21 protein-coding genes (1 of these 21 running past the window's edge) are annotated in these 22,703 nt (G+C 60.4%); 10 read left to right on the plus strand and 11 right to left on the minus strand.

Annotation, left to right across the window (positions count from 1 at the left end):
• The 5 genes from msrP to QZH45_RS25570 form a co-directional block, all read right to left on the minus strand.
• On the minus strand, positions 1–962 hold the 5' portion of the coding sequence (msrP, locus tag QZH45_RS25550) for a protein-methionine-sulfoxide reductase catalytic subunit MsrP (RefSeq protein ID WP_024779613.1). It extends 52 nt beyond the left edge of the window; only the first 962 of its 1,014 coding nucleotides appear in the window; the start codon lies at positions 960–962; the stop codon falls past the left edge of the window.
• Between the two features lie 75 nt (positions 963–1,037).
• Complete coding sequence (pssA, locus tag QZH45_RS25555; protein ID WP_024779612.1) at positions 1,038–1,883, minus strand: CDP-diacylglycerol--serine O-phosphatidyltransferase; 846 nt, start codon at positions 1,881–1,883, stop codon at positions 1,038–1,040.
• A 146-nt stretch (positions 1,884–2,029) separates the two neighbouring features.
• On the minus strand, positions 2,030–3,046 hold the full coding sequence (gene ilvC, locus QZH45_RS25560; protein WP_024779611.1) for a ketol-acid reductoisomerase: 1,017 nt from the start codon (positions 3,044–3,046) through the stop codon (positions 2,030–2,032).
• 45 nt (positions 3,047–3,091) lie between these two features.
• The gene (gene ilvN, locus QZH45_RS25565; RefSeq protein ID WP_024779610.1) at positions 3,092–3,583 is read right to left on the minus strand and encodes an acetolactate synthase small subunit; all 492 of its coding nucleotides are present in this window, start codon (positions 3,581–3,583) and stop codon (positions 3,092–3,094) included.
• Between the two features lie 2 nt (positions 3,584–3,585).
• The gene (locus QZH45_RS25570; RefSeq protein ID WP_055135621.1) at positions 3,586–5,310 is read right to left on the minus strand and encodes an acetolactate synthase 3 large subunit; all 1,725 of its coding nucleotides are present in this window, start codon (positions 5,308–5,310) and stop codon (positions 3,586–3,588) included.
• 400 nt (positions 5,311–5,710) lie between these two features.
• On the opposite strand from QZH45_RS25570, the gene QZH45_RS25575 reads away from it, so the two are divergent.
• Positions 5,711–6,133 carry a DUF4124 domain-containing protein gene (locus QZH45_RS25575; RefSeq protein WP_024779608.1) on the plus strand — a complete coding sequence of 141 codons (423 nt, stop codon included), beginning with the start codon at positions 5,711–5,713 and terminating at the stop codon, positions 6,131–6,133.
• A 6-nt stretch (positions 6,134–6,139) separates the two neighbouring features.
• On the opposite strand, the gene QZH45_RS25580 is transcribed toward QZH45_RS25575, so the two are convergent.
• From QZH45_RS25580 to mrcB, 3 genes are read right to left on the minus strand one after another with little or no spacing between them, the layout of a single operon-like run.
• Positions 6,140–6,469, minus strand: a complete 330-nt coding sequence (locus tag QZH45_RS25580) for a YqcC family protein (RefSeq protein ID WP_024779607.1) — start codon at positions 6,467–6,469, stop codon at positions 6,140–6,142.
• Entirely contained in the window at positions 6,469–7,188 is a 720-nt protein-coding gene (locus QZH45_RS25585) for a tetratricopeptide repeat protein (RefSeq protein WP_024779606.1), read from the minus strand. Before QZH45_RS25585 ends, QZH45_RS25580 begins: the two co-directional genes overlap by 1 nt.
• A gap of 16 nt (positions 7,189–7,204) precedes the next feature.
• Positions 7,205–9,523 carry a penicillin-binding protein 1B gene (mrcB, locus tag QZH45_RS25590; RefSeq protein ID WP_024779605.1) on the minus strand — a complete coding sequence of 773 codons (2,319 nt, stop codon included), beginning with the start codon at positions 9,521–9,523 and terminating at the stop codon, positions 7,205–7,207.
• 140 nt (positions 9,524–9,663) lie between these two features.
• Between mrcB and QZH45_RS25595 the strand changes: the two genes are divergently transcribed.
• The 3 genes from QZH45_RS25595 to QZH45_RS25605 all read left to right on the plus strand — a co-directional run bounded on the left by QZH45_RS25595 (position 9,664) and on the right by QZH45_RS25605 (position 12,134).
• Entirely contained in the window at positions 9,664–11,220 is a 1,557-nt protein-coding gene (locus QZH45_RS25595) for an AAA family ATPase (protein ID WP_024779604.1), read from the plus strand.
• Positions 11,221–11,312: 92 nt separating this feature from the next.
• Positions 11,313–11,654, plus strand: coding sequence for a pentapeptide repeat-containing protein (locus tag QZH45_RS25600; RefSeq protein WP_024779603.1), 342 nt, complete (start codon positions 11,313–11,315; stop codon positions 11,652–11,654).
• 207 nt (positions 11,655–11,861) lie between these two features.
• Complete coding sequence (locus QZH45_RS25605; protein ID WP_024779602.1) at positions 11,862–12,134, plus strand: TfoX/Sxy family protein; 273 nt, start codon at positions 11,862–11,864, stop codon at positions 12,132–12,134.
• 160 nt (positions 12,135–12,294) lie between these two features.
• Here the strand turns inward: QZH45_RS25605 and QZH45_RS25610 are convergent, their stop codons facing one another.
• Complete coding sequence (locus tag QZH45_RS25610) at positions 12,295–13,200, minus strand: ChaN family lipoprotein (RefSeq protein ID WP_024779601.1); 906 nt, start codon at positions 13,198–13,200, stop codon at positions 12,295–12,297.
• A gap of 152 nt (positions 13,201–13,352) precedes the next feature.
• Between QZH45_RS25610 and QZH45_RS25615 the strand changes: the two genes are divergently transcribed.
• The gene (locus QZH45_RS25615) at positions 13,353–13,670 is read left to right on the plus strand and encodes a Rieske (2Fe-2S) protein (protein WP_024779600.1); all 318 of its coding nucleotides are present in this window, start codon (positions 13,353–13,355) and stop codon (positions 13,668–13,670) included.
• Here the strand turns inward: QZH45_RS25615 and sfsA are convergent.
• Positions 13,626–14,381, minus strand: coding sequence for a DNA/RNA nuclease SfsA (gene sfsA, locus QZH45_RS25620; protein ID WP_055134806.1), 756 nt, complete (start codon positions 14,379–14,381; stop codon positions 13,626–13,628). The genes QZH45_RS25615 and sfsA overlap by 45 nt on opposite strands.
• The gene (locus QZH45_RS25625) at positions 14,381–15,553 is read right to left on the minus strand and encodes a pyridoxal phosphate-dependent aminotransferase (RefSeq protein WP_024779598.1); all 1,173 of its coding nucleotides are present in this window, start codon (positions 15,551–15,553) and stop codon (positions 14,381–14,383) included. Before QZH45_RS25625 ends, sfsA begins: the two co-directional genes overlap by 1 nt.
• A gap of 401 nt (positions 15,554–15,954) precedes the next feature.
• Between QZH45_RS25625 and dksA the strand changes: the two genes are divergently transcribed.
• From dksA to QZH45_RS25650, 5 genes are all read left to right on the plus strand, one after another.
• Entirely contained in the window at positions 15,955–16,398 is a 444-nt protein-coding gene (gene dksA, locus QZH45_RS25630; RefSeq protein ID WP_024779597.1) for an RNA polymerase-binding protein DksA, read from the plus strand.
• A gap of 207 nt (positions 16,399–16,605) precedes the next feature.
• On the plus strand, positions 16,606–17,496 hold the full coding sequence (gluQRS, locus tag QZH45_RS25635) for a tRNA glutamyl-Q(34) synthetase GluQRS (protein WP_024779596.1): 891 nt from the start codon (positions 16,606–16,608) through the stop codon (positions 17,494–17,496).
• A 77-nt stretch (positions 17,497–17,573) separates the two neighbouring features.
• The gene (locus QZH45_RS25640) at positions 17,574–17,750 is read left to right on the plus strand and encodes a hypothetical protein (RefSeq protein ID WP_003176118.1); all 177 of its coding nucleotides are present in this window, start codon (positions 17,574–17,576) and stop codon (positions 17,748–17,750) included.
• Positions 17,734–20,688: a sensor histidine kinase gene (locus tag QZH45_RS25645; protein ID WP_024779595.1), complete on the plus strand. Its 2,955-nt coding sequence runs from the start codon at positions 17,734–17,736 to the stop codon at positions 20,686–20,688. The genes QZH45_RS25640 and QZH45_RS25645 overlap by 17 nt, the downstream gene beginning before the upstream one ends.
• 22 nt (positions 20,689–20,710) lie before the next feature.
• Positions 20,711–22,144, plus strand: a complete 1,434-nt coding sequence (locus QZH45_RS25650) for a sigma-54-dependent transcriptional regulator (RefSeq protein WP_024779594.1) — start codon at positions 20,711–20,713, stop codon at positions 22,142–22,144.
• Positions 22,145–22,703 lie beyond the last annotated feature (559 nt).

The following is a 22,703-nucleotide window of genomic DNA, read 5'->3' on the forward strand; positions in this document are numbered from 1 at the left end:
TGATAGCCGTTGAACATCAATGTATCGCGCACATTGGGACTGAACAGTCCGCTTGGCAGGCGGCGCTCATGTGCCTGGGTCCAACGCGGGTGGTCCACCGTCGGATTGACGTTGGCATAAAAGCCGTACTCGTCCGATGCAATACTTTGCCAGGTCGTTCTGGGCTGTTCGCTGACCAGACTGATACGCACAATGGATTTCACACTTTTGAAACCATACTTCCACGGCACCACCAACCGCAACGGTGCGCCATTCTGGTTCGGCAACTCGCGCCCATACATGCCAACCGCGAGGATGGCGAGCGGGTTCATCGCCTCATCCAGTCGCAAGCCCTCTACATAAGGCCAGTCGATCAGGGCGAAGCCAGAGCGCTGCCCAGGCATGGTCTTCGGATCCTGCAGCGTCTCAAAACGGATGTACTTGGCCTTGGAGGTCGGCTCAACCTGCTTGAGCAGCGCGGAGATAGGGAAGCCGATCCACGGAATGACCATCGACCAGGCCTCCACGCAACGCAGTCGATAGATCCGTTCCTCCAATTGATAGGGTTTCATGAAGTCTTCCAGGCCATAGCGCCCCGGCTTGCCCACTTCCCCATCCACCACCACGCTCCAGGGTTCGGTTTTCAAGGACCCGGCATTGGCCGCCGGATCGCCCTTGTCGGTTCCGAACTCATAGAAGTTGTTGTAATGGGTGGCATCCTTGAACGGCGTAATCGGTTCACCCTTGACCGTAACCGCTCCCCACTGGATAGAAGGCAGCTTTTCGGCAAACCAGGACGGCGCCTTGCCGGGCTCCACGTCGGGATAACGCGCCACATCAGCAGCGCTCGTCCAGCGCGGAAGGCTGCTCACGGCAAGGCCAGCCATGGTTGCTCCCAGCATCTGGCGACGGGATAGATAGAAGGACTCGGGGGTGACGTCCGATTCACGGCAGTCGGACGACTTGGGGATCTTGATCAGCATGACAACTCCGCAGTATTGGAGGGTAGATGCACCAATAGACTGCGGAGTATGGGGGAAATTACATTAAGACAACATTTAGCGTCGGCGCAGACGCAACAAATACTGCGCCGGTCCGGAAGCGGCATAGGCGAGGAACACCAGCAGCAGAATCCGCGGCGGATCACTGAAGACCACCGCGAACACCAGCACTACCGCAAGGATCGCCACGAACGGCACACGCCCCTTCAGGTCCAGCTCTTTAAAGCTGTTGTACTTGATGTTGCTGACCATCAGCATCCCCGCCGCAGCCACCAGTAGTGCCACCAGGAAGGACATCTTCGAACCCTGGATACCATAGTCGCTGAACGCCCAGACCACGCCCGCCACGACACCTGCCGCAGCCGGACTTGCCAGGCCGATGAAGTAGCGCTTGTCGGCCTTGCCGACCTGGGTATTGAAACGCGCCAGGCGCAACGCGGCGCCCGCCACATAAATGAAAGCGACCATCCAGCCAACCTTGCCCATATCCCCCAGCGCCCAACCGAACGCCAGCAAGGCAGGGGCCACGCCGAAAGCGACCATGTCCGACAGCGAATCGTACTCGGCACCGAATGCGCTTTGGGTATTGGTCATGCGGGCCACGCGCCCGTCCAGGCCATCGAGCACCATGGCGACAAAGATCGCGATAGCAGCGAAAGCAAAGTAACGGCTCGCCCCCGCACTATCGCCGGCGCTCAATGCAGCCTGGGCGCTCATGGAACTGATGATGGAATAGAAGCCGGCAAACAGGTTGGCGGTAGTAAACAGATTCGGCAGCAGATAGATGCCACGATGCCGGACCTTACGGCCTTCAGCGTCATGACCTTCTTCGACGTGCTCATCGATGGGCAGCAGGCTTTCGGCGTCAGGAGCCTGGTTTGGCTCGTCGGGACGTTCGCTCATGGACAGTACCTTGCAACGGTGTGAAAAAATTCGACAGGCGCCTGGGACGAGGGTTCGACCGCAAACGATGCAGCTTTATACCAGAAGCCATCGCCCAAACGAAAAAACGCGGCCGAGGCCGCGTTTTTTTCCATCAAGCCCGTGACTCAGTTCTTGGCTTTGTCGACGATCTTGTTGGCGCTGATCCAAGGCATCATCGAACGCAGTTGCTCACCGATGATCTCGATGCCGTGGGCAGCGTTGTTACGACGCTTGGCAGTCATCGAAGGATAGCCGGTAGCGCCTTCGCTGATGAACATCTTGGCGTATTCGCCGTCCTGAATACGTTTCAGGGCGTTGCGCATAGCCTGGCGGGACTCGGCGTTGATCACTTCCGGGCCGGTCACGTACTCACCGTATTCGGCGTTGTTGGAGATCGAGTAGTTCATGTTGGCAATACCGCCTTCGTACATGAGGTCAACGATCAGTTTCAGTTCGTGCAGGCACTCGAAGTAGGCCATTTCCGGCGCGTAGCCCGCTTCGACCAGGGTTTCGAAACCGGCTTTCACCAGCTCGACGGTACCACCGCACAGAACGGCTTGCTCACCGAACAGGTCGGTTTCAGTCTCGTCCTTGAAGGTGGTTTCGATGATACCGGTACGACCGCCGCCAACGCCGGCAGCGTAGGACAGAGCCACGTTCTTGGCGTTGCCCGAAGCGTCCTGGTAGATCGCGATCAGGTCAGGGATACCGCCACCCTTGACGAATTCGGAACGCACGGTGTGGCCCGGAGCTTTCGGCGCGATCATGATCACGTCGAGGTCAGCGCGCGGCACGACCTGGTTGTAATGGATCGAGAAACCGTGGGAGAAGGCCAGGGTCGCGCCCTTCTTGATGTTCGGCTCGATTTCGTCGCGATACAGCGCGCCCTGGAATTCGTCCGGGGTCAGGATCATGACCAGGTCGGCAGCGGCAACGGCGGAAGCCACGTCAGCCACTTTCAGGCCATGGGCTTCTGCCTTGGCAACGGTGGCCGAGCCTTTACGCAGGCCGACGGTCACGTCAACGCCGGAGTCCTTCAGGTTGCACGCCTGGGCGTGACCTTGGGAACCGTAGCCGATGATGGCGACTTTCTTGCCCTGGATGATCGACAGGTCGCAGTCTTTATCGTAGAAAACTTTCATGAATTTCCCCTATATCCGGCCATTCAGGCCATTCGCTAATTTGATTTAGATGCTCAGCACTTTGTCGCCACGGGCAATCCCGGTGACGCCACTGCGTACGGTTTCCAGAATCGAGGCAGTGCCGATCGATTGGATGAAGCTGTCGAGCTTGTCGCTGGTACCGGTCAACTGAACGGTATAGACGCTGGAGCTGACATCGACGATCTGCCCACGATAAATATCGGTAGTGCGTTTGATCTCGGCGCGCTGGGCGCCGGTGGCCTTGACCTTGACCAGCATCAGTTCGCGCTCGATGTGAGCACTTTCCGACAGGTCCACGAGCTTGACCACCTCGATCAGCTTGTTCAGGTTCTTGGTGATCTGCTCGATGATTTCATCGTGGCCCACGGTGGTCAGCGTCAGACGCGACAGAGTCGGGTCTTCGGTTGGCGCCACCGTCAGGCTTTCGATGTTGTAGTTGCGCTGCGAGAACAGACCCACTACGCGAGACAGAGCACCCGGTTCGTTTTCCAGAAGCAGGGAAATAATATGCCGCATGATTAGGTACGCTCCGTCTTGCTCAGCCACATATCGCGCATGGAACCGTCTTTGATCTGCATCGGGTAGACGTGCTCGCTGGTGTCGACCGAAATATCGATGACCACCAGGCGATCCTTCATGGCGAACGCCTCCTCCATCTTCGACTTCAGGTCTTTCGATTCGGTGATGCGCACACCGACGTGACCATAGGCCTCTGCCAGCTTGACGAAATCAGGCAGCGACTCCATGTAGGAGTGCGAGTGACGACTGCCGTAGCTCATGTCCTGCCATTGGCGAACCATACCCAGTACACCGTTGTTCAGGATCACGATCTTCACCGGCAAACCGTATTGCAGGCAGGTGGACAGTTCCTGGATGTTCATCTGGATGCTGCCCTCGCCGGTGACGCAGGCGACGTCGACATCCGGGAAGCTCAACTTGATGCCCATTGCCGCCGGGAAACCGAAGCCCATGGTGCCCAGGCCACCGGAGTTGATCCAGCGGTTGGGCTTGTTGAACTTGTAGTATTGCGCGGCGAACATCTGGTGCTGGCCCACGTCGGAGGTCACAAAGGCATCGCCCCTGGTCACTTCGCAGAGGGTTTCGATCACGGTCTGCGGCTTGATCACGCTGCCGTCGCCCTTGTCATAGGGGAACAAGCCACGGTCACCACGCCACTCATCGACCTGCTTCCACCAACTGGTTACGGACTCCTTGTTCGGGGTCTCGCCGATTTCCTTTAGGATCGCGACCATTTCGGTCAATACGCTCTCCACGGGACCGACAATTGGCACGTCTGCCTTGATGGTCTTGGAAATGGACGCAGGGTCGATGTCGATATGGATGATCTTGGCGTTCGGACAGAATTTCGCCGCGCCGTTGATGACCCGGTCATCGAAACGTGCGCCGACAGCCAGGATCACGTCGGCGTGGTGCATCGCCAGGTTGGCGGTGTAGCTGCCGTGCATGCCGAGCATACCGATGAACTGACGATCGGTGCCCGGGAAGGCGCCCAGACCCATCAGCGTATTGGTGACCGGCAGGTTGAGCATTTTCGCCAGTTCGGTCAGCGGCGCGGAGCCACCACCGAGGATCACACCGCCGCCCGAATACAACACTGGACGTTTGGCCGCCAGAAGCATCTCGGCTGCCTTGCGGATCTGCCCGGAGTGACCGCGTACGGCCGGGCTGTAGGAGCGCAGCTTGGCTTTCTTCGGAAAAATGTATTCGAACTTCTCGGCCGGGTTGGTCATGTCTTTCGGAACATCGACCACCACCGGGCCCGGACGACCGGATTCAGCCAGGTAGAAAGCCTTCTTCATGACTTCAGGGATTTCCGACGGATGCTTGATCATGAAGCTGTGCTTCACGATCGGCCGGGAGATACCGATCATGTCGGTTTCCTGGAATGCATCGGTGCCGACCATGGTGCTGGGCACCTGGCCGGAGATGATGACCATCGGAATGGAGTCCATGTAGGCCGTGGCGATACCGGTGATGGCGTTCGTGGCGCCTGGACCGGAAGTCACCAACACCACGCCGGCCTTGCCGGTGGCGCGAGCGTAGCCGTCAGCCATGTGGGTCGCCGCCTGCTCGTGACGAACCAGGATGTGGGTCACTTCCGGTTCTTTGAACAGGGCATCATAGACATGAAGAAGAGCACCACCCGGGTACCCGTAGATATATTTGACGCCTTCGTCACGCAAGAAGCGGACGAGCATCTCACCGCCAGATAAAAGCTCCACGTTGTTCACCTCTAAAACGCCAGAATACCGACCCTCAAAAGGGGACGGGTCTTAATAGGTTTACTTCTCGGCAGAGCATGAGCGACGGTGGTCGCCGACTACGTCAGCACTGACTGAGCAAGTATTGGGATCGTCCCAAGTGTTGCGGGCCTTTCCCACCCAGCGCGAGGTAACGCGTTGCGGGTGTAACAGGTCGACGCGGATATGCGCCTCATGATCTGCCGAGTGGGCCTGCTTCTGGCAGTCCCTCTACAGCGGACTTTGGATTCTTCTGTTTCGCCCTCTGCAAGTCAAGTCGTCTATGAGGTTTATTCGAAGTAAGCGCATGAGAACGCAAGAAAAAACCTTTAAACGGCAACTGTGTTAGCTTCAATTGCGCAACCTATGACAAGGAAACAGCATGCGAATGTTCCTACTGACGGCCAGCCTGATGGTTGGCCTGAGCCCGATATGCATGGCCGGTCAGATCTACAAATGGGTAGACACCCAGGGGGTGACCCATTTCAGCGCCCAACCACCCGAAGGCACGGAGGCCGCGACCGTGATCAAGTCTTCACCGCCCGTCGGCAAGCCGTCCGCGCCGCCCTCAGCCGGCACCATTGGCGATCAGAAGGCCATTGACGAGCAGGTCAAGCAGCAGGTGGCTGACCAGGAAGCCCAGCTAAAGGAGTTCTGCGAGCAGGTCCGGACCAACTTGGCGCAACTGCAGAACAATCCGCGGGTTCGCGAGGATGCGGAAGGGGAATTGCGCCGTCTAACTGAGGAGGAGCGACGCCAGCGAATCGACGAGACTCGCAAGCAGATCGAAGAACATTGCCAGTGACGGCCGTCAGCTGACGTCGCTGATCAACCGGTCGAACTGCGACAGCAGCCGCTGCAACTCGGTGCCCTGCCCCGGTCGCTGGGCATAGACCATTTCCGCCATGGCAAGGATGCCCGAGGCGTTGGGCAGTGGCAGGTCATTTTCCAGGATGGCTTTCATCCGTGGCAGGAAAATCCACTGCAGCCATTGCTCGAAGTCCAGGGTGTCGACCGCGAACGGCTCGACACTGGCCAGCGCTTCAGCCGAAGGTGAAGCGCTGCTCCACCAGCCCTGGACCCGCAATTCCCGCTCGATCAGCAGCAACTGATCGGCGATCTGGGGAAAACGCGTATCCATCAGAGGGAAACCTTGGCCTTCTGACGGGCAAGCGCCGCGCCGGCCGAGTCGCCCTGTTTCTCACGAGCCTGGGCGATAAGCTCCCACAGGCTGGCCTGAAGGGCCGGGCGACCGCTGGTGAACGTCAGACCGCGACGGGCCAGTTGTTCAGCTTGCGGCGCATCGCCCTGGGCCATGCGCACCTGGGCCAGGCGATAAAGAACCTGGGGTTCACGCGGCGCTACGCGCTGGGCACGCTCCAGGCTGGAAGACGCACCGTTGAGGTCGCCACTGGCCTGTTGCTGTTGGGCGGTCGTCAGCAGAGCCAACACTGGGCCATCCAGTTGTTCATCGGCGGACAGGCCACCGGAGCCGGTCGACGGAATGCTGCCTGGCGACGCTGGCATGCTGTAGCTGCCCTGATTGATCGGCGAGGTTTCGATAGGGCCTGTCGTGATAGGTCCAGGCGTGATCGGCGTGCTGCTGATCGGTGCCGACGTCGTGGCGCCGCCACCAGGCACCATCACGACAACACCGCTGTCGCCTTGAGGAATCGCCTGGGCCTGGCCTTGCACTGGCCGTCTCACCGTCGTTTGACGGAAACCGCCGTTGGCCGACACTCTCTCACTATTGGAAACGGCAGTGCCGGAGTCGACAACCGGAATTGAGCCGCGCTGTACAGTCGAGCAACCACTGAGCAAAGCCACGGCAGTTACCGCTGGAATCAACCACTTGTTCACGTGAAACCCTCTTTGCTTAATTCATCCAGTCCTTGACCCAATCCATCACCGACTCGGCTGGATTCTGTCCGCCACAGGCGGCACCTGGCGGTGGTTCGCTGCCGCGAATATACGGCATCTGCACCGCACCCGGGCAATTGGCATCGGAGCCTTGTCCAGTGCGCGAATCGACCCAGGCCTGAACGACGTTGTCCGGCTGCGGCATGTCCAGCGGCAACGGGTCGGCCTTGCGCATGAAGCTGGTCCAGACCTGCAATGCGCCGGTAGCACCGGTGAATGGCGTCTTGCCGTTGTCATCGCGACCGAGCCAGACCACGGCCAGCAGGTCCTGGCTGAAACCGGCAAACCAGCTGTCGCGCGAATCATTACTGGTACCGGTCTTGCCCGCCAGCGTCAGGGTCCGGGGCAACACGTTATAGACCGAACTGCCGGTGCCCTCACGCATGACCCGCTGCATGGCGCTCTGGATCAGGTAGATGGAGCCCGGATCGAAACGCTGCTGGATCTGGAACGGATAACGCTTGAGCGGCTCGCCGTCGGCGGTGAGCACGCTGCGGATCCCACGCATCGGTGTATTGAAACCGCCGTTGGCCAGGGTCTGGTACATGGCCGCGACCTCGATCGGCGCGAGGCCTCCGGCCCCCAGCAGCATCGACGGGAAGGCCGGAAGTTCGCGGCTTACCCCCAGGCGCGCCAGCGTCTTGAGCACGTTCGGCACACCGACTTCCAGCCCAAGGCGAGCCGTGGACAAGTTGTAGGAATGCGCCAGCCCCTGATACAGGAAAACCGTACCGTGGGAACGCCGGTCATAGTTCTGCGGCTTCCAGACCTGGCCGTCCGCGCCCTTGACCGAGAACGCCTCATCCGACAGCCAACTGGTCAGCGTGTACTGGCTGGGTTTCTCCAGGGCAGTGAGATACACCGCTGGCTTGATCAGCGAGCCGATCGGGCGCACGGCATCCAGCGCCCTGTTGAAACCGGCGAAACTGGCCTGGCGACTGCCAATCATGGCCTGGACTTCGCCGGTTTCCGGATTGGTCACCACCATGGCGGCTTCCACATCTTCGGCGCCCTTGCGCGCCCCCAGGCGCTTGAAGGTGTCCTCGACCGAAGCCTCTGCCTTCATCTGCAGGATCGGGTCGAAACTGGTGAATATCCGCAGACCTTCTTCGGTCAAGTCCTCGTCACGGTAGTCTTCACGCAGTTGTCGCTTGACCAGGTCGAGGAAGCCGGGGAACGAGCTGTCCGCGAGACTGCCGCGCTTGGTCACGCCCAGCGGCATCTTCTTCGCCGCTTCGACCTGCTCGGCCGTCGCCACGCCTTGTTGCTGAAGCAGATCGAGCACCAGGTTGCGACGCTCGAGGGCCCGCTCCGGATGACGCCGCGGGTTATAGGAAGACGGCCCCTTGACCATGCCCACCAGCAATGCCACCTGATGCAACTTGAGCTCGGACAATGGCTGGCTGAAGAAGAACTGGCTGGCGAGACCGAAACCGTGCACCGCCCGCTGACCGTCCTGACCGATGAACACCTCGTTGAGGTACGCCTCCAGGATCTCCTGCTTGTCGTAATGCAGCTCCAGCAGCAGCGCCATCATGGCTTCGGTGAGCTTGCGTGTGAGGCTGCGCTCGTTGGTCAGATAGAAGTTCTTGACCAACTGCTGGGTCAGGGTGCTGCCGCCCTGGCGCATATGCCCCGAGGAGGCGTTGACCCAGATGGCCCGGGCAATCGACTTGGGGGAGACGCCGAAGTGATGGTAGAAGTCCCTGTCTTCGACGGCGACGAGCGTATCGATCAGGAACGGCGGTACCTGGTCGATCTTGATCAGGATCCGGTCTTCGAGGTTCTTCGGATACAGGCCACCGATCAGCAATGGTTCGAGGCGCACCACCGAAAGACTAGCATTGTTGGCGCCCGTCAACGCAGCCACGTAGTCGCCGGAAAAACGCACGCGCACCGCTTGCGCCTGTTCCATCCCTTCATAGAACTGGAAGCCACGGGTATTGAGATCGACAGTGTTGCCATTGACGGAAGCTTCGCCCGGCCCCTTGGCCACGCTTTCACGGCGATAGCCCAAGGCATCAAGCTCGGTGAGGAAGTCGTCCTTGCTCAGCTTCTGTCCGACGAACAGCTCCAGCGGCCGGGCGTAGACCTTGGCCGGGATCGTCCAGCGCTTGCCGGAGAACTTCTCCTGGACCACGGCATCGAGATAGACGGCAAAACCGGCAAGCACGACAAGGCCCACCAGGCCGAGTTTAAGGGCCCAGCCCAGCCAGGGCCGCAGGCGGCTGACGGGTGGTTTTTTGGGGGTACGAGGGGATCGGGTACGAGTCATGGCGGCGGATTATACGCACTTTGCGCGGGTTCAACATGAGCCCGACAACCTGCATGATGCACGGGCCATCCGGTTTGCGTTAACGCAGCATGTCGCCATAATGACTGCCTTGAATTTTTCCAGACTCTGAAGGATCGCCTGTGAGCCAGTCCCTGATCGCTGCCCTGCAAAACCCGGCCCTCTACCCACACCCCGTCGAAGGGTTCCAGGTCATCGAAACCCACATTTCCTGGGTCTTGCTCACCGGTCCTTACGCCTACAAGTTCAAGAAGCCGGTCAATTTCGGCTTCCTCGACTTCACCGATCTGGACGCCCGCAAGCATTTCTGTGGCGAAGAGCTGCGCCTGAACCAGCGCCTGACCCAGGACCTGTACCTGGAAGTGCTGCCAATCACCGGCAGCGCCGAAGCACCACAACTGAATGGTGACGGACCGGCGATCGAATATGCCCTGAAGATGCGCCAGTTCCCGCAGAGCCAACTGCTCAGTACGTTGCAGGCCAACGGTGAACTGACCACCGCCCACGTTGACGAAATGGCCGAACAGATCGCCCGGTTCCACCTCTCCACACCCAAGGTCCCCGCCGAAAACCCGGCCGGCACCCCGGACAGCGTGATGGCACCGGTGCGGCAGAACTTTGAACAGATCCGTCCGTTCCTCAGCGACAAGGCTGACCTGGCACAGCTCGAAGCCCTGCAGGCCTGGGCTGAAAGCAGTTTCGAACGCCTCAAGCCACTATTCATTCAGCGTAAGGCCGAAGGCTTCATCCGCGAATGCCACGGCGACATTCATCTGGGCAACGCCACCGTGATCGATGGCAAGGTGGTGATTTTCGACTGCATCGAATTCAACGAACCGTTCCGTTTCACCGACGTCTACGGCGACACGGGGTTCCTGGCGATGGACCTGGAAGACCGCGGGCTCAAGTCCCTGGCACGGCGATTCGTCAGCCAATACCTGGAACTGACCGGCGATTACCAGGGCCTGGAGCTGTTGAACTTCTACAAAGCCTACCGGGCCCTTGTCCGAGCCAAGATCGCATTGTTCAGCATGCCGGCCGAAGCCGACCCGGTACAACGCGCCACCACCCTGCGCCAATACCGTAATTACGCCAATCTGGCTGAAAGCTACAGCACCATCCCTTCGCCATTCCTGGCCATTACCCACGGCGTTTCGGCCGTGGGCAAAAGCCACGTGGCGATGCGCCTGGTGGAAGCGCTGGGTGCGATTCGCCTGCGCTCGGACGTGGAACGCAAGCGCCTGTTTGGAGAGCAACACGTACCGAACGATCCCCAGGCCGGCATCTATAGCAACGATGCCAGCAGCGCCACGTATGCACGCTTGCATGAAATCGCCGGAGGGATCCTGCGTGCAGGGTTTCCGGTGGTAATCGATGCCACCTACCTCAAGCGCGATCAGCGTGAAGCCGCAGCGAAAATCGCCGAAGCGACGGGCACTCCGTTCCTGATCCTGGATTGCAATGCACCGCAAGCGGTCATAGAAAACAGACTGGCGCAGCGTCAGGCCGATCAGAAAGACCCTTCCGACGCGACCCTGGCCGTCATCGCCGCACAACAGGCCAACCGCGAAGCGTTGACGCCGGAGGAAATCCTCTGCAGCAAACCGGTCCAGACCAATGAAAGCGGCACGCTCGACAACGTGGTCGCGCAGATCCGCCAGCGCCTGCCAGGCCTGTAAGCAACTGTTTCGACCGTGAAGCGACACCCGGCTTCACGGTCGCCAAGTAGTGGCACTATACTGGCGTCATAAAACCAACAGGTGACATTGACATGAACCGCCCAAAGATTCTCAACACACCGCTGTATGCCTTGCTGCGCAAAGACGACATTTCAGGCTTCAATAAAGAGCGCCCTCAAGGCCCGGTCGACTTGAGCGGCGGCGACTTTCGCGGGCTCGACCTGCGGGAACTGAACGTGGACGACGTCGACTTCACGGACGCTTACTTCCGTTCCGCCGATTTGCGCGGTGTCGATTTCCGCAAGTCGAAGCTGGAAGGTGCAAGCCTGGCCCATGCGCAAATCTCCGGCGCTTATTTCCCACCCGAGCTGTCGGCCGACGAAATTCTGATGTCGATGAACTTTGGCACCCGGTTGCGCTACCGCACCCGCTGACTCGTTAGACAGGACAAACCCCACGCTACAGAATCCAGCGCCCCCGCTTGCGCTGGATTGATGGGTATTGCCGATCCGTTGCTCCATCGTGCGTAATGCCTTAGAAGCTTTTGCGACAATCCTGCCAAAGAATCACGCTTTTCCTACTGAGCGCTACACTCCTGAGAAGCTTGCCTACTGAACAGTCGGCCGTCGCAAGGAGGCTCGATGAATGATGAACTGCAGCACCTGAAGAATCTGGGCAAGACGTCGGCCCAGTGGCTACACGCCGTGGGGATCCACAGCGCCTCGGATCTGCGTCGACTCGGAGCGGTCGACGCCTATCGTGCTGTGCGTACCCGTGGTTTCCGGGCCTCCAAGGTGTTGCTGTATGCAATAGAAGGCGCGTTGATGGACATGCACTGGAACGACATTCCTGCCGAGCGCAAGGAAGCTTTGAACAAGCAGCTGGACGCCATATCCACACGCCACAAAGCCTGACGCCCTTCGTTGTCGGCATAGCCGTCAGGGTTATCTGGGTGAATTGGAAAACAACGTTTGACATGGTAATGAGAATCGCTATGATTACCGCATCCAGTCGCGAGACTGGTCGATATTTGAAAAGCCCTTGGTTCGGACTCTCAGATATCTCCTCATCAGGCTAATCACGGTTATTTGACCCGGCTCTTGCCGGGTCTTTTTTTTTGCCCGCTGGAATAGGCTTCTGCGGCTGTCCGCGCATTTGCGCGCAATAGTCCACGGGCGGCGTGGCCGGTGTGTACCAGACGTAATCCGCCATGGCCGATGTAACTACGCTGCCCTCTTCGGCCAGCATCAGGACCACAGGCGCTACATCGGCCCCGAGGTCCTGGGCATGTAGCGGTACGCCGACATCCTTGCGTCCGTGCCAGGCGCCCGCAAACAACAATGCTGGAGTTGGTGCGGCCAATAACCGCTCGGCCATGCGCCGATCACGCTGTTGCTGGACGGCCAGCATCGCCGGCATCTGTGATTCCGGCAGCAGGCCACAGTGGGATTCGCGAATCTGTCCCAGTAGTTCGTCCTTTACGGCCACCCCATTGGAGCGAGTACCGCTCAAAGCTGGGGCTTGTCGGTAGAAGCGCTGGATCTCGACAACATCCAGGTTTGCGGCCAACAACGGATAACGTTGCGCCAAGGCATATTCGACGACAGGTCCATACAGTTTCCAATCCCAACCAGGCGACCAATCCAGGGCGTCGACAAGGTTCCCCGGAAGAACAGGTAACTGACGGAGCCCATCGACCCGTGACTGCTGACTGGGCGTCAGCATTTCCAGCAGCAGACTGCCTTGCGCTCGTTGCCTGGCCAGGCCCTGGAGCAGCCATAATTGCAGCGCGTGATGATCCGGGTTGTCATGCTGCTCCCCCACGATGACCCGAGGTGCATTCGCCAGATGTTCGATCAAGGCCCCAGGCGCAACTGCCTGACCACTGTGCAGGTCACGGATCCGTCCGTTGATAGGTGGCGGTGCGATGCTCTGGCAAGCGGCCAGGACACTCAAGACCAGAATCAGGATCAGGCGCATCAGGCGGCGTTCTCGACGAAGGTGTTCATGAATGGGCATGGAATCGTCAGGCCGAGTACTCTCGACCCGACATTTGATGAATACTTCTATCTGACCGTCAACTGTGAAATCACTCCCACAGGGAGGCATTCAACATCAGCATCGAGACTCACATGAAATTTCTGTGCAGCAACGCCGAACTGCCCGACAACGACAGTCGCGGTTTCGACATTGAGGGGCGCAAGGTGCTGGCGGTACGGCGTGCGGGTCAGGTTCATGTGTATCTCAACCGCTGTCCGCACCGTGGCGTACCGCTGGAATGGCAACCCGACCGGTTCCTCGACGCCAGTGCCAGCCTGATCCAGTGCGCCACCCACGGCGCGCTGTTTCTGATCGAAAGCGGCGAATGCGTGGCCGGTCCTTGTGCCGGCCAGTTCCTGGTGGCGCTAGACAGCCGGGAGGACGCACAAGGCATCTGGGTCAAGCTGTAATGGCCCGAGCAGCACCGGCAACGCACGGTCCACCCACATCTGTTCGGGTGTCAGCGTGACGCCGTAGGCCAGCACCTCCACGCCCGCCGCCGCAGCCTCGCGCAAGGCAGCCGCGTAACCCGGGTCGATTTCCTCGGCCGGGCGCACCGCGTCGATGCCGCTCAGGTTCACGCAATACAGCTGCACCGCACGCACACCTTCGCGGGCCAGACAAGCCAGCTCCCTCAGGTGCTTGGCGCCGCGCTGGGTCACGGCGTCGGGAAATGCGGCGATGCTCGTGCCATCGAAACCCAGCGTAACGCTCTTGACTTCGACCCAGGCCGAACCGTGATCGTAGTCCAGGCGAAAGTCGATACGACTGTTCTCCACGCCGTAAGCCACTTCCCGCTTCAAGCCGATGAAGCCATTGAGCTCACTGATCACGCCGGCGCGCAACGCCTCCTCGATCAAGCCATTGGCCCGCGCGGTATTGATGCAAGCCAGTCGCCCCTGAGGGGTTTCGCCGACTTCCCAGGTCCCGGGCAGCTTGCGCCTGGGATCGCTGGAGCGACTGAACCAGACCCGTGCGCCTTCAGCCATGCAATTGAGCATCGAGCCGGTATTGGGACAATGAATAGTCAGCTGTTCGCCATCGAGGGTTTCGATATCGGCAAGGAAACGCTTGTAGCGTCGAATCAGTCGACCTTCTTCCAGAGCAGGAGAAAAACGCATCAGCCTTGCCAGCTCCGCAGTCCACGCGCAATCCGCTCCACCGCCTCCTGCAGTCGCGGCAGGCTCTGGGTGTAGGCGAACCGCACATGGTGCCCGGCCTGGTGGCGGCCGAAATCCAGCCCGGGGGTGAACGCTACATGTTCGGTTTCCAGGAAGTGCTGACAGAAGGCAAAGGCATCGCCACCGAATGCGCGGATATCGGCATAGAGGTAGAACGCGCCTTCCGGCTCGACCGCAATGCCGAAACCCAGCTCGCGCAAGGCCGGCAACAGGAAGTCGCGGCGCAGCGCGAATTCGGCCCGACGTTGCTCGAAGATCTCGATGGTCGCTGGCTCGAAACAGGCCAGGGCCGCGTACTGGGCCATGCTTGGCGCACTGATGTAGAGGTTCTGCGCAAGCTTTTCCAACTCACCGACCGCGGCGGAAGGGGCCACCAGCCAGCCCAGTCGCCAGCCGGTCATGCCGAAATACTTGGAAAAACTATTCAGAACGAAGGCATCGTCGTCGACTTCCAGCACGCTGGCGGCCTCGGTGCCATAGGTCAAGCCGTGATAGATCTCATCCACCACCAGATGGCCATTACGGGCCTTGATTGCTTTCGATAGCCCAACCAGCTCGTCCCGGGAGAGCAGCGTCCCGGTTGGGTTGGCCGGCGACGCCACCAGCGCACCGACGCTGTCCTGGTCCCAATGACGGCTCACCAGCTCGGGAGTCAACTGGTAACGCACCTCAGGGCCCACCGGCACCAGTTGCGCCGCGCCTTCCACCAGGCGCAGGAAGTGACGGTTGCAGGGGTAGCCAGGGTCCGCCAGCAACCAGTGTTTGCCCGGGTCCACCAGCAAGGCGCTGGCCAGCAGCAACGCCCCGGACCCGCCCGGCGTGATCAGGATACGCCGGGGGTCAATGCTCACTCCGTAGCGCTGCCCGTAGAAACCGGCGATGGCCTCTCGCAGCTCGGGGATGCCGCGAGCTGCGGTATAGCGGGTCTTGCCCGCCGCCAGCGCGGCCTGGCCGGCCTGGATGATCGGCTCGGCCGTTGTGAAGTCCGGCTCGCCGATCTCCAGATGGATGACGTCGTGTCCCGCTGCCTGCAGTTCATTGGCACGGGCCAGCAACGCCATCACATGGAAAGGTTCGATGGCGCGACTGCGCGCACTGTAGGGCTGAGCCATTAGCCTTCCTTCGCATAAAAAAGAACCGATTCTACCCAACTCTCAGCCCAAGTCAGAAACAACTGCGGGAACGAGCGCCAGCCTGAAGAGGTCCGAGTGGCCTGCGTGGCTAATTCATGCACTCAAATCAACCGTACAGGCCACTAGCCACCGAATTGCAGGAAATGACTCCGGCGATTGGCCCAGGCTTGACTAGAATCAAGCATTGAGCAGGATGACCTCTGCACCGAACCGGACCCGGCCATGCTTTGCGAAGCCCCGCCCGCCGCAGGCTCGACAACCGGGAGTGGCGCGGCCCGATTCGATCTGGTAAGTTCGCCCGCTTGCAGCCGCAGGGCCGGCAGGTGTCGGTGATGGAGCAATCCTGCGTAGTGGATTACAAGAGTAGAGGCGGTCCATTCATGCCCACCCAAGCAAAGCAAAATCAAAATCAGTCGCTCAGCGGGTTTGAGCCTTATGTCCCTAAAGCGGGCGAAGAGTACATGGGCGCCCCCATGCGCGCGCACTTCACCAAGATCCTGAACAAGTGGAAACAGGACTTGATGCAGGAAGTCGATCGCACTGTGGATCACATGAAAGACGAGGCGGCCAACTTCCCCGACCCCGCCGACCGTGCCAGCCAGGAAGAAGAATTCAGCCTGGAATTGCGTGCACGTGACCGTGAGCGCAAGCTGATCAAGAAAATTGACAAAACGTTGCAACTGATCGAAGACGAAGAATACGGCTGGTGCGAGTCCTGCGGCATCGAGATCGGCATCCGTCGCCTGGAAGCCCGCCCGACGGCCGACTTGTGCATCGACTGCAAGACCTTGGCGGAAATCAAGGAAAAACAGGTCGGCAAGTAATTGTCGGGGCTGTTATCGAAAAACGGAGCGTTCATACGCTCCGTTTTTTGTTTGCATCAGGCTCCTACTTAGAACGTGTGACCCCCTTGTGGGAGCGAGCCTGCTGGCGATAGCGCCGGATCAGTCACCTCTGCTGTGGCGGGCATACCGCTATCGCGAGCAGGCTCGCTCCCACAGGGGACGGTGTTCCTCCATACTTACGCCCCTATGACTGCCACCTCCTCCTACATCGGTCGCTTCGCTCCCACCCCTAGCGGCCACCTGCATTTCGGCTCGCTGGTCGCCGCACTGGCGTCTTATCTGGACGCCCGGGCCGTCGGTGGGCGCTGGCTGCTGCGCATGGAAGACCTCGATCCGCCCCGGGAAGAACCCGGTGCGCAAGTGGCGATCCTCAAGGCACTGGAAAGCTACGGCTTCGAATGGGACGGCGAGATCGTCCGCCAGAGCAAGCGCCATGAGGCCTACGATCAAGTCATCAACCGCCTGCTCAGCCAAGGCCTGGCTTATGCCTGCACCTGTTCACGCAAACAACTGGAGGCGTACCAGGGGATTTATCCGGGGTTGTGCCGCAACGCCGGGCACGACACCGAAGGTGCCGCCATCCGCCTGCGCGTCCCCGAGCTCGAGTACCATTTCATCGACCGGGTACAAGGCCAATTCCGCCAGCATCTGGGCCGCGAGGCCGGCGATTTTGTCATCCGTCGCCGCGACGGTCTCTATGCCTATCAACTGGCCGTGGTACTGGACGACGCCTGGCAAGGGGTAACCGATATCGTGCGCGGTGCCGACCTGCTGGACTCCACGCCCCGACAGCTCTACCTGCAAGAGCTGCTCGGGCTGCCGCAACCACGATACCTGCATGTGCCGTTGATCACCCAACCGGACGGACACAAGCTGGGCAAATCCTACCGTTCGCCACCGCTGGCGGCCGATCAGGCCACGCCGTTGCTGCGCAGGGCCTTGCGGGCACTGGGCCAGGAACCCGGCGTCGAATTGGCCGATGCCAGCCCTCGGGAGCTGCTGACGTGGGGAATTCGCCACTGGGACGCGGCAAGGATCCCGCGCACAATGACCTTGCCCGAAGCGCAAATACGCTGACGGCCCTTGCAGCTTGGCGCCCATCCGTTACCATCGCCGCACGTTTTTCGGGCACGCGTTTAAAAAGAGAGGCCGGGATGTACATCTATCGCTTGGTCCTGCTCCTGGTAGTGGGGATTTATCTGTTCTCCCCGGCCATCATGGACTGGTGGATCGATGCCACCGGAGCCTGGTATCGGCCGTATCTGCTCTGGCTGATCCTGATCGTCGTGACCTTCATTCTGCAGAGCCAAAAAGATGCCGATGAGCTTTAGCCTGACCCAGATGATCCTGATCAGCGCGGCCTACCTGGCGGTGCTGTTCGGCGTGGCCTGGATCAGTGAACGGGGCATGATCCCCCGGGCGATCATCCGCCACCCGCTGACCTACACCCTGTCGCTGGGCGTCTACGCCAGCGCGTGGGCGTTCTATGGCACGGTCGGCCTGGCTTACCAGTATGGCTATGGCTTCCTGTCCAGTTACCTGGGTGTGTCGGGGGCATTCCTGCTGGCGCCGGTATTGCTGTACCCGATCCTGAAGATCACCCGCACCTACCAGCTGTCATCCCTGGCCGACCTGTTCGCCTTTCGTTTCCGCAGCACCTGGGCCGGTGCGCTGACCACGATCTTCATGCTGGTGGGGGTGTTGCCATTACTGGCCCTGCAGATGCAGGCCGTGGCCGATTCCATCAGCATCCTGACCCACGAGCCGGTGCAGCACCGGGTGGCGCTGAGCTTCTGCGTCCTGATCATCCTGTTCACCATTTTCTTCGGTTCCCGGCACATCGCCACCCGGGAAAAACACGAAGGCCTGGTGTTCGCCATCGCCTTCGAGTCGGTGATCAAGCTGATCGCCATCGGTGGCGTCGGCCTCTACGCGCTGTACGGTGTGTTCAACGGCCCGCAACAGCTTGAACTGTGGCTGTTGCAGAACCAGACCGCCCTCGCCGCCCTGCACACACCGTTGCAGGAAGGCCCGTGGCGTACGCTGTTGCTGGTGTTCTTCGCGTCAGCGATCGTGATGCCGCACATGTACCACATGACCTTCACCGAAAACCTCAACCCACGCTCGCTGGTGAGCGCGAGCTGGGGTCTGCCACTGTTCCTGCTGCTGATGAGCCTGGCGGTGCCGCTGATCCTCTGGGCCGGGTTGAAGCTGGGGGCCAGTACCAATCCGGAGTACTTCACCCTCGGCATCGGCATGGCCGCCAACAATCACGCCTTGGCCCTGCTGGCCTATATCGGCGGCCTGTCGGCCGCCAGCGGCCTGATCATCGTGACCACCCTGGCGCTGTCGGGCATGGCCCTCAACCATCTGGTGCTGCCGCTCTACCAGCCACCGGCCGAGGGCAACATCTACCGCTGGCTGAAGTGGACCCGGCGAGCGCTGATCGTCGCGATCATCATGGCGGGCTACGGCTTCTACCTGATGCTGGGCGACGGACAAGACCTGGCCAACCTGGGTATTGTCGCCTTCGTCGCCACCTTGCAGTTCCTGCCGGGCGTGTTGTCGGTGCTGTACTGGCCGACCGCCAACCGCCGTGGCTTTATCGCCGGCCTGCTGGCGGGCATCCTGGTCTGGCTGGTAGCCATGCTGTTGCCACTGTTGGGCAACCTGCAGGGTTTCTATATCCCGCTGCTGAACATGATCTATGTGCTCGACGACACCAGTTGGCACATGGCGGCCATCGCCTCGCTGGCGGCGAACGTGCTGATGTTCACCCTGATCTCGCTGTTCACCAACGCCAGCAGCGAAGAGGCCAGCGCCGCCGAAGCCTGCGCTGTGGACAACGTTCGCCGCCCACAACGCCGTGAACTGCACGCTGCCTCGCCCCAGGAGTTCGCTACGCAACTGGCCAAGCCCCTGGGTGCGAAGGCCGCGCAAAAGGAAGTCGAACAGGCCCTGCGGGATCTTTACCTGCCTTTCGATGAACGCCGCCCCTACGCTTTGCGTCGCCTGCGGGACCGGATCGAAGCCAACCTGTCCGGGCTGATGGGGCCCAGCGTGGCCCAGGACATGGTCGAGACGTTTCTGCCCTACAAGGCCGGCGGCGAAAACTACGTCACCGAGGACATCCATTTCATCGAGAGCCGCCTCGAGGACTACCACTCGCGTCTCACCGGCCTGGCCGCCGAGCTGGATGCCCTGCGCCGCTATCATCGCCAGACCCTGCAGGAGCTGCCGATGGGCGTGTGTTCCCTGGCCAAGGACCAGGAAATCCTGATGTGGAACAAGGCCATGGAAGAACTGACCGGAATTGCCGCCCAGCGCGTGGTCGGTTCACGCCTGAGCACCCTGGGCGAGCCTTGGAAAGGCCTGTTGCAAGGCTTCATCGACTTGCCGGACGAGCACCTGCACAAGCAGCACTTGGCCCTCGACGGCCAGACCCGCTGGCTGAACCTGCACAAGGCGGCCATCGATGAGCCACTTGCACCGGGCAACAGCGGCCTGGTATTGCTGGTGGAAGACCTGACCGACACGCAGATGCTCGAAGACAAACTGGTCCATTCCGAACGCCTGGCGAGCATTGGTCGACTGGCAGCCGGGGTGGCCCACGAGATCGGCAACCCGATCACCGGTATTGCCTGCCTGGCGCAGAACCTGCGCGAAGAGCGCGAGGAGGATGGCGAACTGACGGAAATCAGCAGCCAGATTCTCGAGCAGACCCGGCGAGTGTCACGTATCGTGCAGTCGCTGATGAGCTTTGCCCATGCCGGCGGACACCAGCACAACGACGAGCCTGTCTGCCTGGCCGAAGTGGCCCAGGATGCCATTGGCCTACTGGCCCTGAACCGGCGCAATTTCGAGGTGCAATTCTTCAACCTGTGCGACCCGGATCATTGGGTCGACGGCGATCCCCAGCGGCTCGCCCAGGTACTGATCAACCTGCTCTCCAACGCCCGCGACGCCTCACCGGCCGGCAGCGCCGTGCGGGTCAAGAGCGAAGCCAGCGAACACACGATCGATCTGATCGTCGAAGACGAAGGCAGCGGTATTCCACAGAACATCATGGATCGGTTGTTCGAACCCTTCTTCACCACCAAGGATCCTGGCGAAGGCACCGGACTGGGCCTTGCACTGGTCTATTCCATCGTTGAAGAGCATTATGGACAAATCACCATCGACAGCCCGGCCGATGTACAGGGCCAACGCGGCACCCGTATACGGGTGACCTTGCCGCGTCATGTCGAAGCGACGTCCGCTGTGAACTGAGACCGTCGAGAGAATCGAATCAATGCCGCACATTTTGATCGTCGAAGACGAAACAATTATCCGCTCCGCCTTGCGCCGCCTGCTGGAACGCAACCAGTACCAGGTCAGCGAAGCCGGTTCCGTGCAGGAAGCACAAGAACGATTCAGCATCCCCACGTTTGACCTCATCGTCAGCGACCTGCGTCTGCCCGGCGCACCGGGAACCGAGCTGATCAAGCTCGGCCAGGGCACGCCTGTGTTGATCATGACCAGCTACGCCAGCCTGCGCTCGGCGGTCGACTCCATGAAAATGGGCGCGGTTGACTACATCGCCAAGCCGTTCGATCACGATGAGATGCTCCAGGCCGTGGCCCGCATCCTGCGGGACCGACAGACGGCGACCGGCACTCCGGTGGAGCCGACGAACGGCAAGGCTGCCGCCACCAAAGGCTCTGCCGGTAACAATAACGGCGAAATCGGCATCATTGGCTCCTGTCCTCCCATGCAGGATCTGTACGTCAAGATCCGCAAGGTGGCGCCGACCGACTCCAACGTGCTGATCCAGGGCGAGTCCGGGACCGGCAAGGAACTGGTGGCTCGCGCCCTGCATAACCTGTCGCGTCGGGCCAAGGCGCCGATGATCTCGGTGAACTGCGCGGCGATTCCCGAAAGCCTGATCGAATCCGAGCTGTTCGGTCATGAAAAAGGCGCCTTCACCGGGGCCAGCGCCGGGCGCGCCGGGTTGGTGGAAGCGGCGGACGGTGGCACGCTGTTCCTCGACGAAATCGGTGAACTGCCGCTGGAGGCTCAGGCACGGCTGCTGCGGGTCCTGCAAGAAGGTGAAATCCGTCGGGTCGGCTCGGTGCAGTCGCAGAAAGTCGATGTACGCCTGATCGCCGCGACCCACCGTGACCTCAAGAGCCTGGCGAAGATCGGCCAGTTCCGTGAGGACTTGTACTATCGCCTGCACGTCATTGCGCTGAAACTGCCAGCCCTGCGCGAACGGGGTGCGGACGTCAATGAAATCGCCAATGCCTTCCTCGCCCGCCAGAGCGCGCGAGTCAATCGCACCGACTTGAAGTTTGCGCCCGACGCAGAACAGGCCATTCGTCATTACGCCTGGCCAGGTAACGTCCGGGAACTGGAAAACGCAGTGGAACGGGCAGTGATCCTGTGCGAGAACCCGGAAATCTCCGCCGACCTGCTGGGTATCGACGTTGAGCTCAGCGATCTCGACGATGAAGAGTTCATCGGCCTGGCTCCCCAACAGGGTGGCACCGCCAACAACACCAGCCACGAGCCCACCGAAGATCTGTCCCTGGAAGACTACTTCCAGCATTTCGTCCTGGAACATCAGGACCACATGACCGAGACCGAACTGGCGCGCAAGCTGGGGGTGAGCCGCAAGTGCCTGTGGGAACGTCGCCAGCGCCTGGGGATTCCGCGTCGCAAGACCGGAGTGGCCAGCGAAAGCTGAGATCAAGGGTGGGAGCGAGCCTGCTCGCGATAGCGGTGTATCAGCTTGCACTCAGGGCGACTGGCACAACGCAATCGCGAGCAGGCTCGCTCCCACAGAGGTAGACGGTTACAACACCGTGAATGTGAAAAAACTGTTACCTGAGCTTTTTCACGTAACAGAAGCCGGGGTTTACGGTAACGAAATCCCGGCTTTTTTTCGCCTCAAAAAAAGCAGAATAGCCATAGAACCCCCGGTTTCCATGGGCCTTGCAAAAGTTGGCACGCACCCTGCTATAGCTTTGGTACAAGAACAATAACAAGCAATGCACAAGACAATAAAAATAAGACGAATCGACTCACGCACAATAAAAACAAGACGGCGAGAGGCGCAGCTAACTGATTCTTTTGGAGAGGCGTTGTATTTGGGGCTTGCCCCACAACCAGGCCGAGAACAATAAAAACTGTCTCAAGACAGGTGCCTGAACTGGTTGGATCGATTGATCACTGCAACACAGCGACCAAAGCAATCCGTTTGCTCTTGGCTCCCGATTGGGAGGGTCACGCAGGGAAAACCTCGT

Origin of the sequence: Pseudomonas corrugata (assembly GCF_050920615.1) — a bacterium.
In the GTDB taxonomy this organism is placed as follows: domain Bacteria; phylum Pseudomonadota; class Gammaproteobacteria; order Pseudomonadales; family Pseudomonadaceae; genus Aquipseudomonas; species Aquipseudomonas corrugata.

Bases quoted from the DNA above. Each gene is read 5' to 3' on its own strand.
- QZH45_RS25605 (WP_024779602.1), top strand. From the start codon at position 11,862: ATGAATGATGAACTGCAGCACCTGAAGAATCTGGGCAAGACGTCGGCC.
- QZH45_RS25580 (WP_024779607.1), bottom strand. From the start codon at position 6,469: ATGGATACGCGTTTTCCCCAGATCGCCGATCAGTTGCTGCTGATCGAG.
- QZH45_RS25640 (WP_003176118.1), top strand. From the start codon at position 17,574: ATGTACATCTATCGCTTGGTCCTGCTCCTGGTAGTGGGGATTTATCTG.
- mrcB (WP_024779605.1), bottom strand. From the start codon at position 9,523: ATGACTCGTACCCGATCCCCTCGTACCCCCAAAAAACCACCCGTCAGC.
- dksA (WP_024779597.1), top strand. From the start codon at position 15,955: ATGCCCACCCAAGCAAAGCAAAATCAAAATCAGTCGCTCAGCGGGTTT.
- QZH45_RS25615 (WP_024779600.1), top strand. From the start codon at position 13,353: ATGAAATTTCTGTGCAGCAACGCCGAACTGCCCGACAACGACAGTCGC.
- QZH45_RS25625 (WP_024779598.1), bottom strand. From the start codon at position 15,553: ATGGCTCAGCCCTACAGTGCGCGCAGTCGCGCCATCGAACCTTTCCAT.
- QZH45_RS25600 (WP_024779603.1), top strand. From the start codon at position 11,313: ATGAACCGCCCAAAGATTCTCAACACACCGCTGTATGCCTTGCTGCGC.
- pssA (WP_024779612.1), bottom strand. From the start codon at position 1,883: ATGAGCGAACGTCCCGACGAGCCAAACCAGGCTCCTGACGCCGAAAGC.
- sfsA (WP_055134806.1), bottom strand. From the start codon at position 14,381: ATGCGTTTTTCTCCTGCTCTGGAAGAAGGTCGACTGATTCGACGCTAC.
- ilvC (WP_024779611.1), bottom strand. From the start codon at position 3,046: ATGAAAGTTTTCTACGATAAAGACTGCGACCTGTCGATCATCCAGGGC.
- QZH45_RS25610 (WP_024779601.1), bottom strand. From the start codon at position 13,200: ATGCGCCTGATCCTGATTCTGGTCTTGAGTGTCCTGGCCGCTTGCCAG.
- gluQRS (WP_024779596.1), top strand. From the start codon at position 16,606: ATGACTGCCACCTCCTCCTACATCGGTCGCTTCGCTCCCACCCCTAGC.
- QZH45_RS25575 (WP_024779608.1), top strand. From the start codon at position 5,711: ATGCGAATGTTCCTACTGACGGCCAGCCTGATGGTTGGCCTGAGCCCG.
- QZH45_RS25650 (WP_024779594.1), top strand. From the start codon at position 20,711: ATGCCGCACATTTTGATCGTCGAAGACGAAACAATTATCCGCTCCGCC.
- QZH45_RS25645 (WP_024779595.1), top strand. From the start codon at position 17,734: ATGCCGATGAGCTTTAGCCTGACCCAGATGATCCTGATCAGCGCGGCC.
- ilvN (WP_024779610.1), bottom strand. From the start codon at position 3,583: ATGCGGCATATTATTTCCCTGCTTCTGGAAAACGAACCGGGTGCTCTG.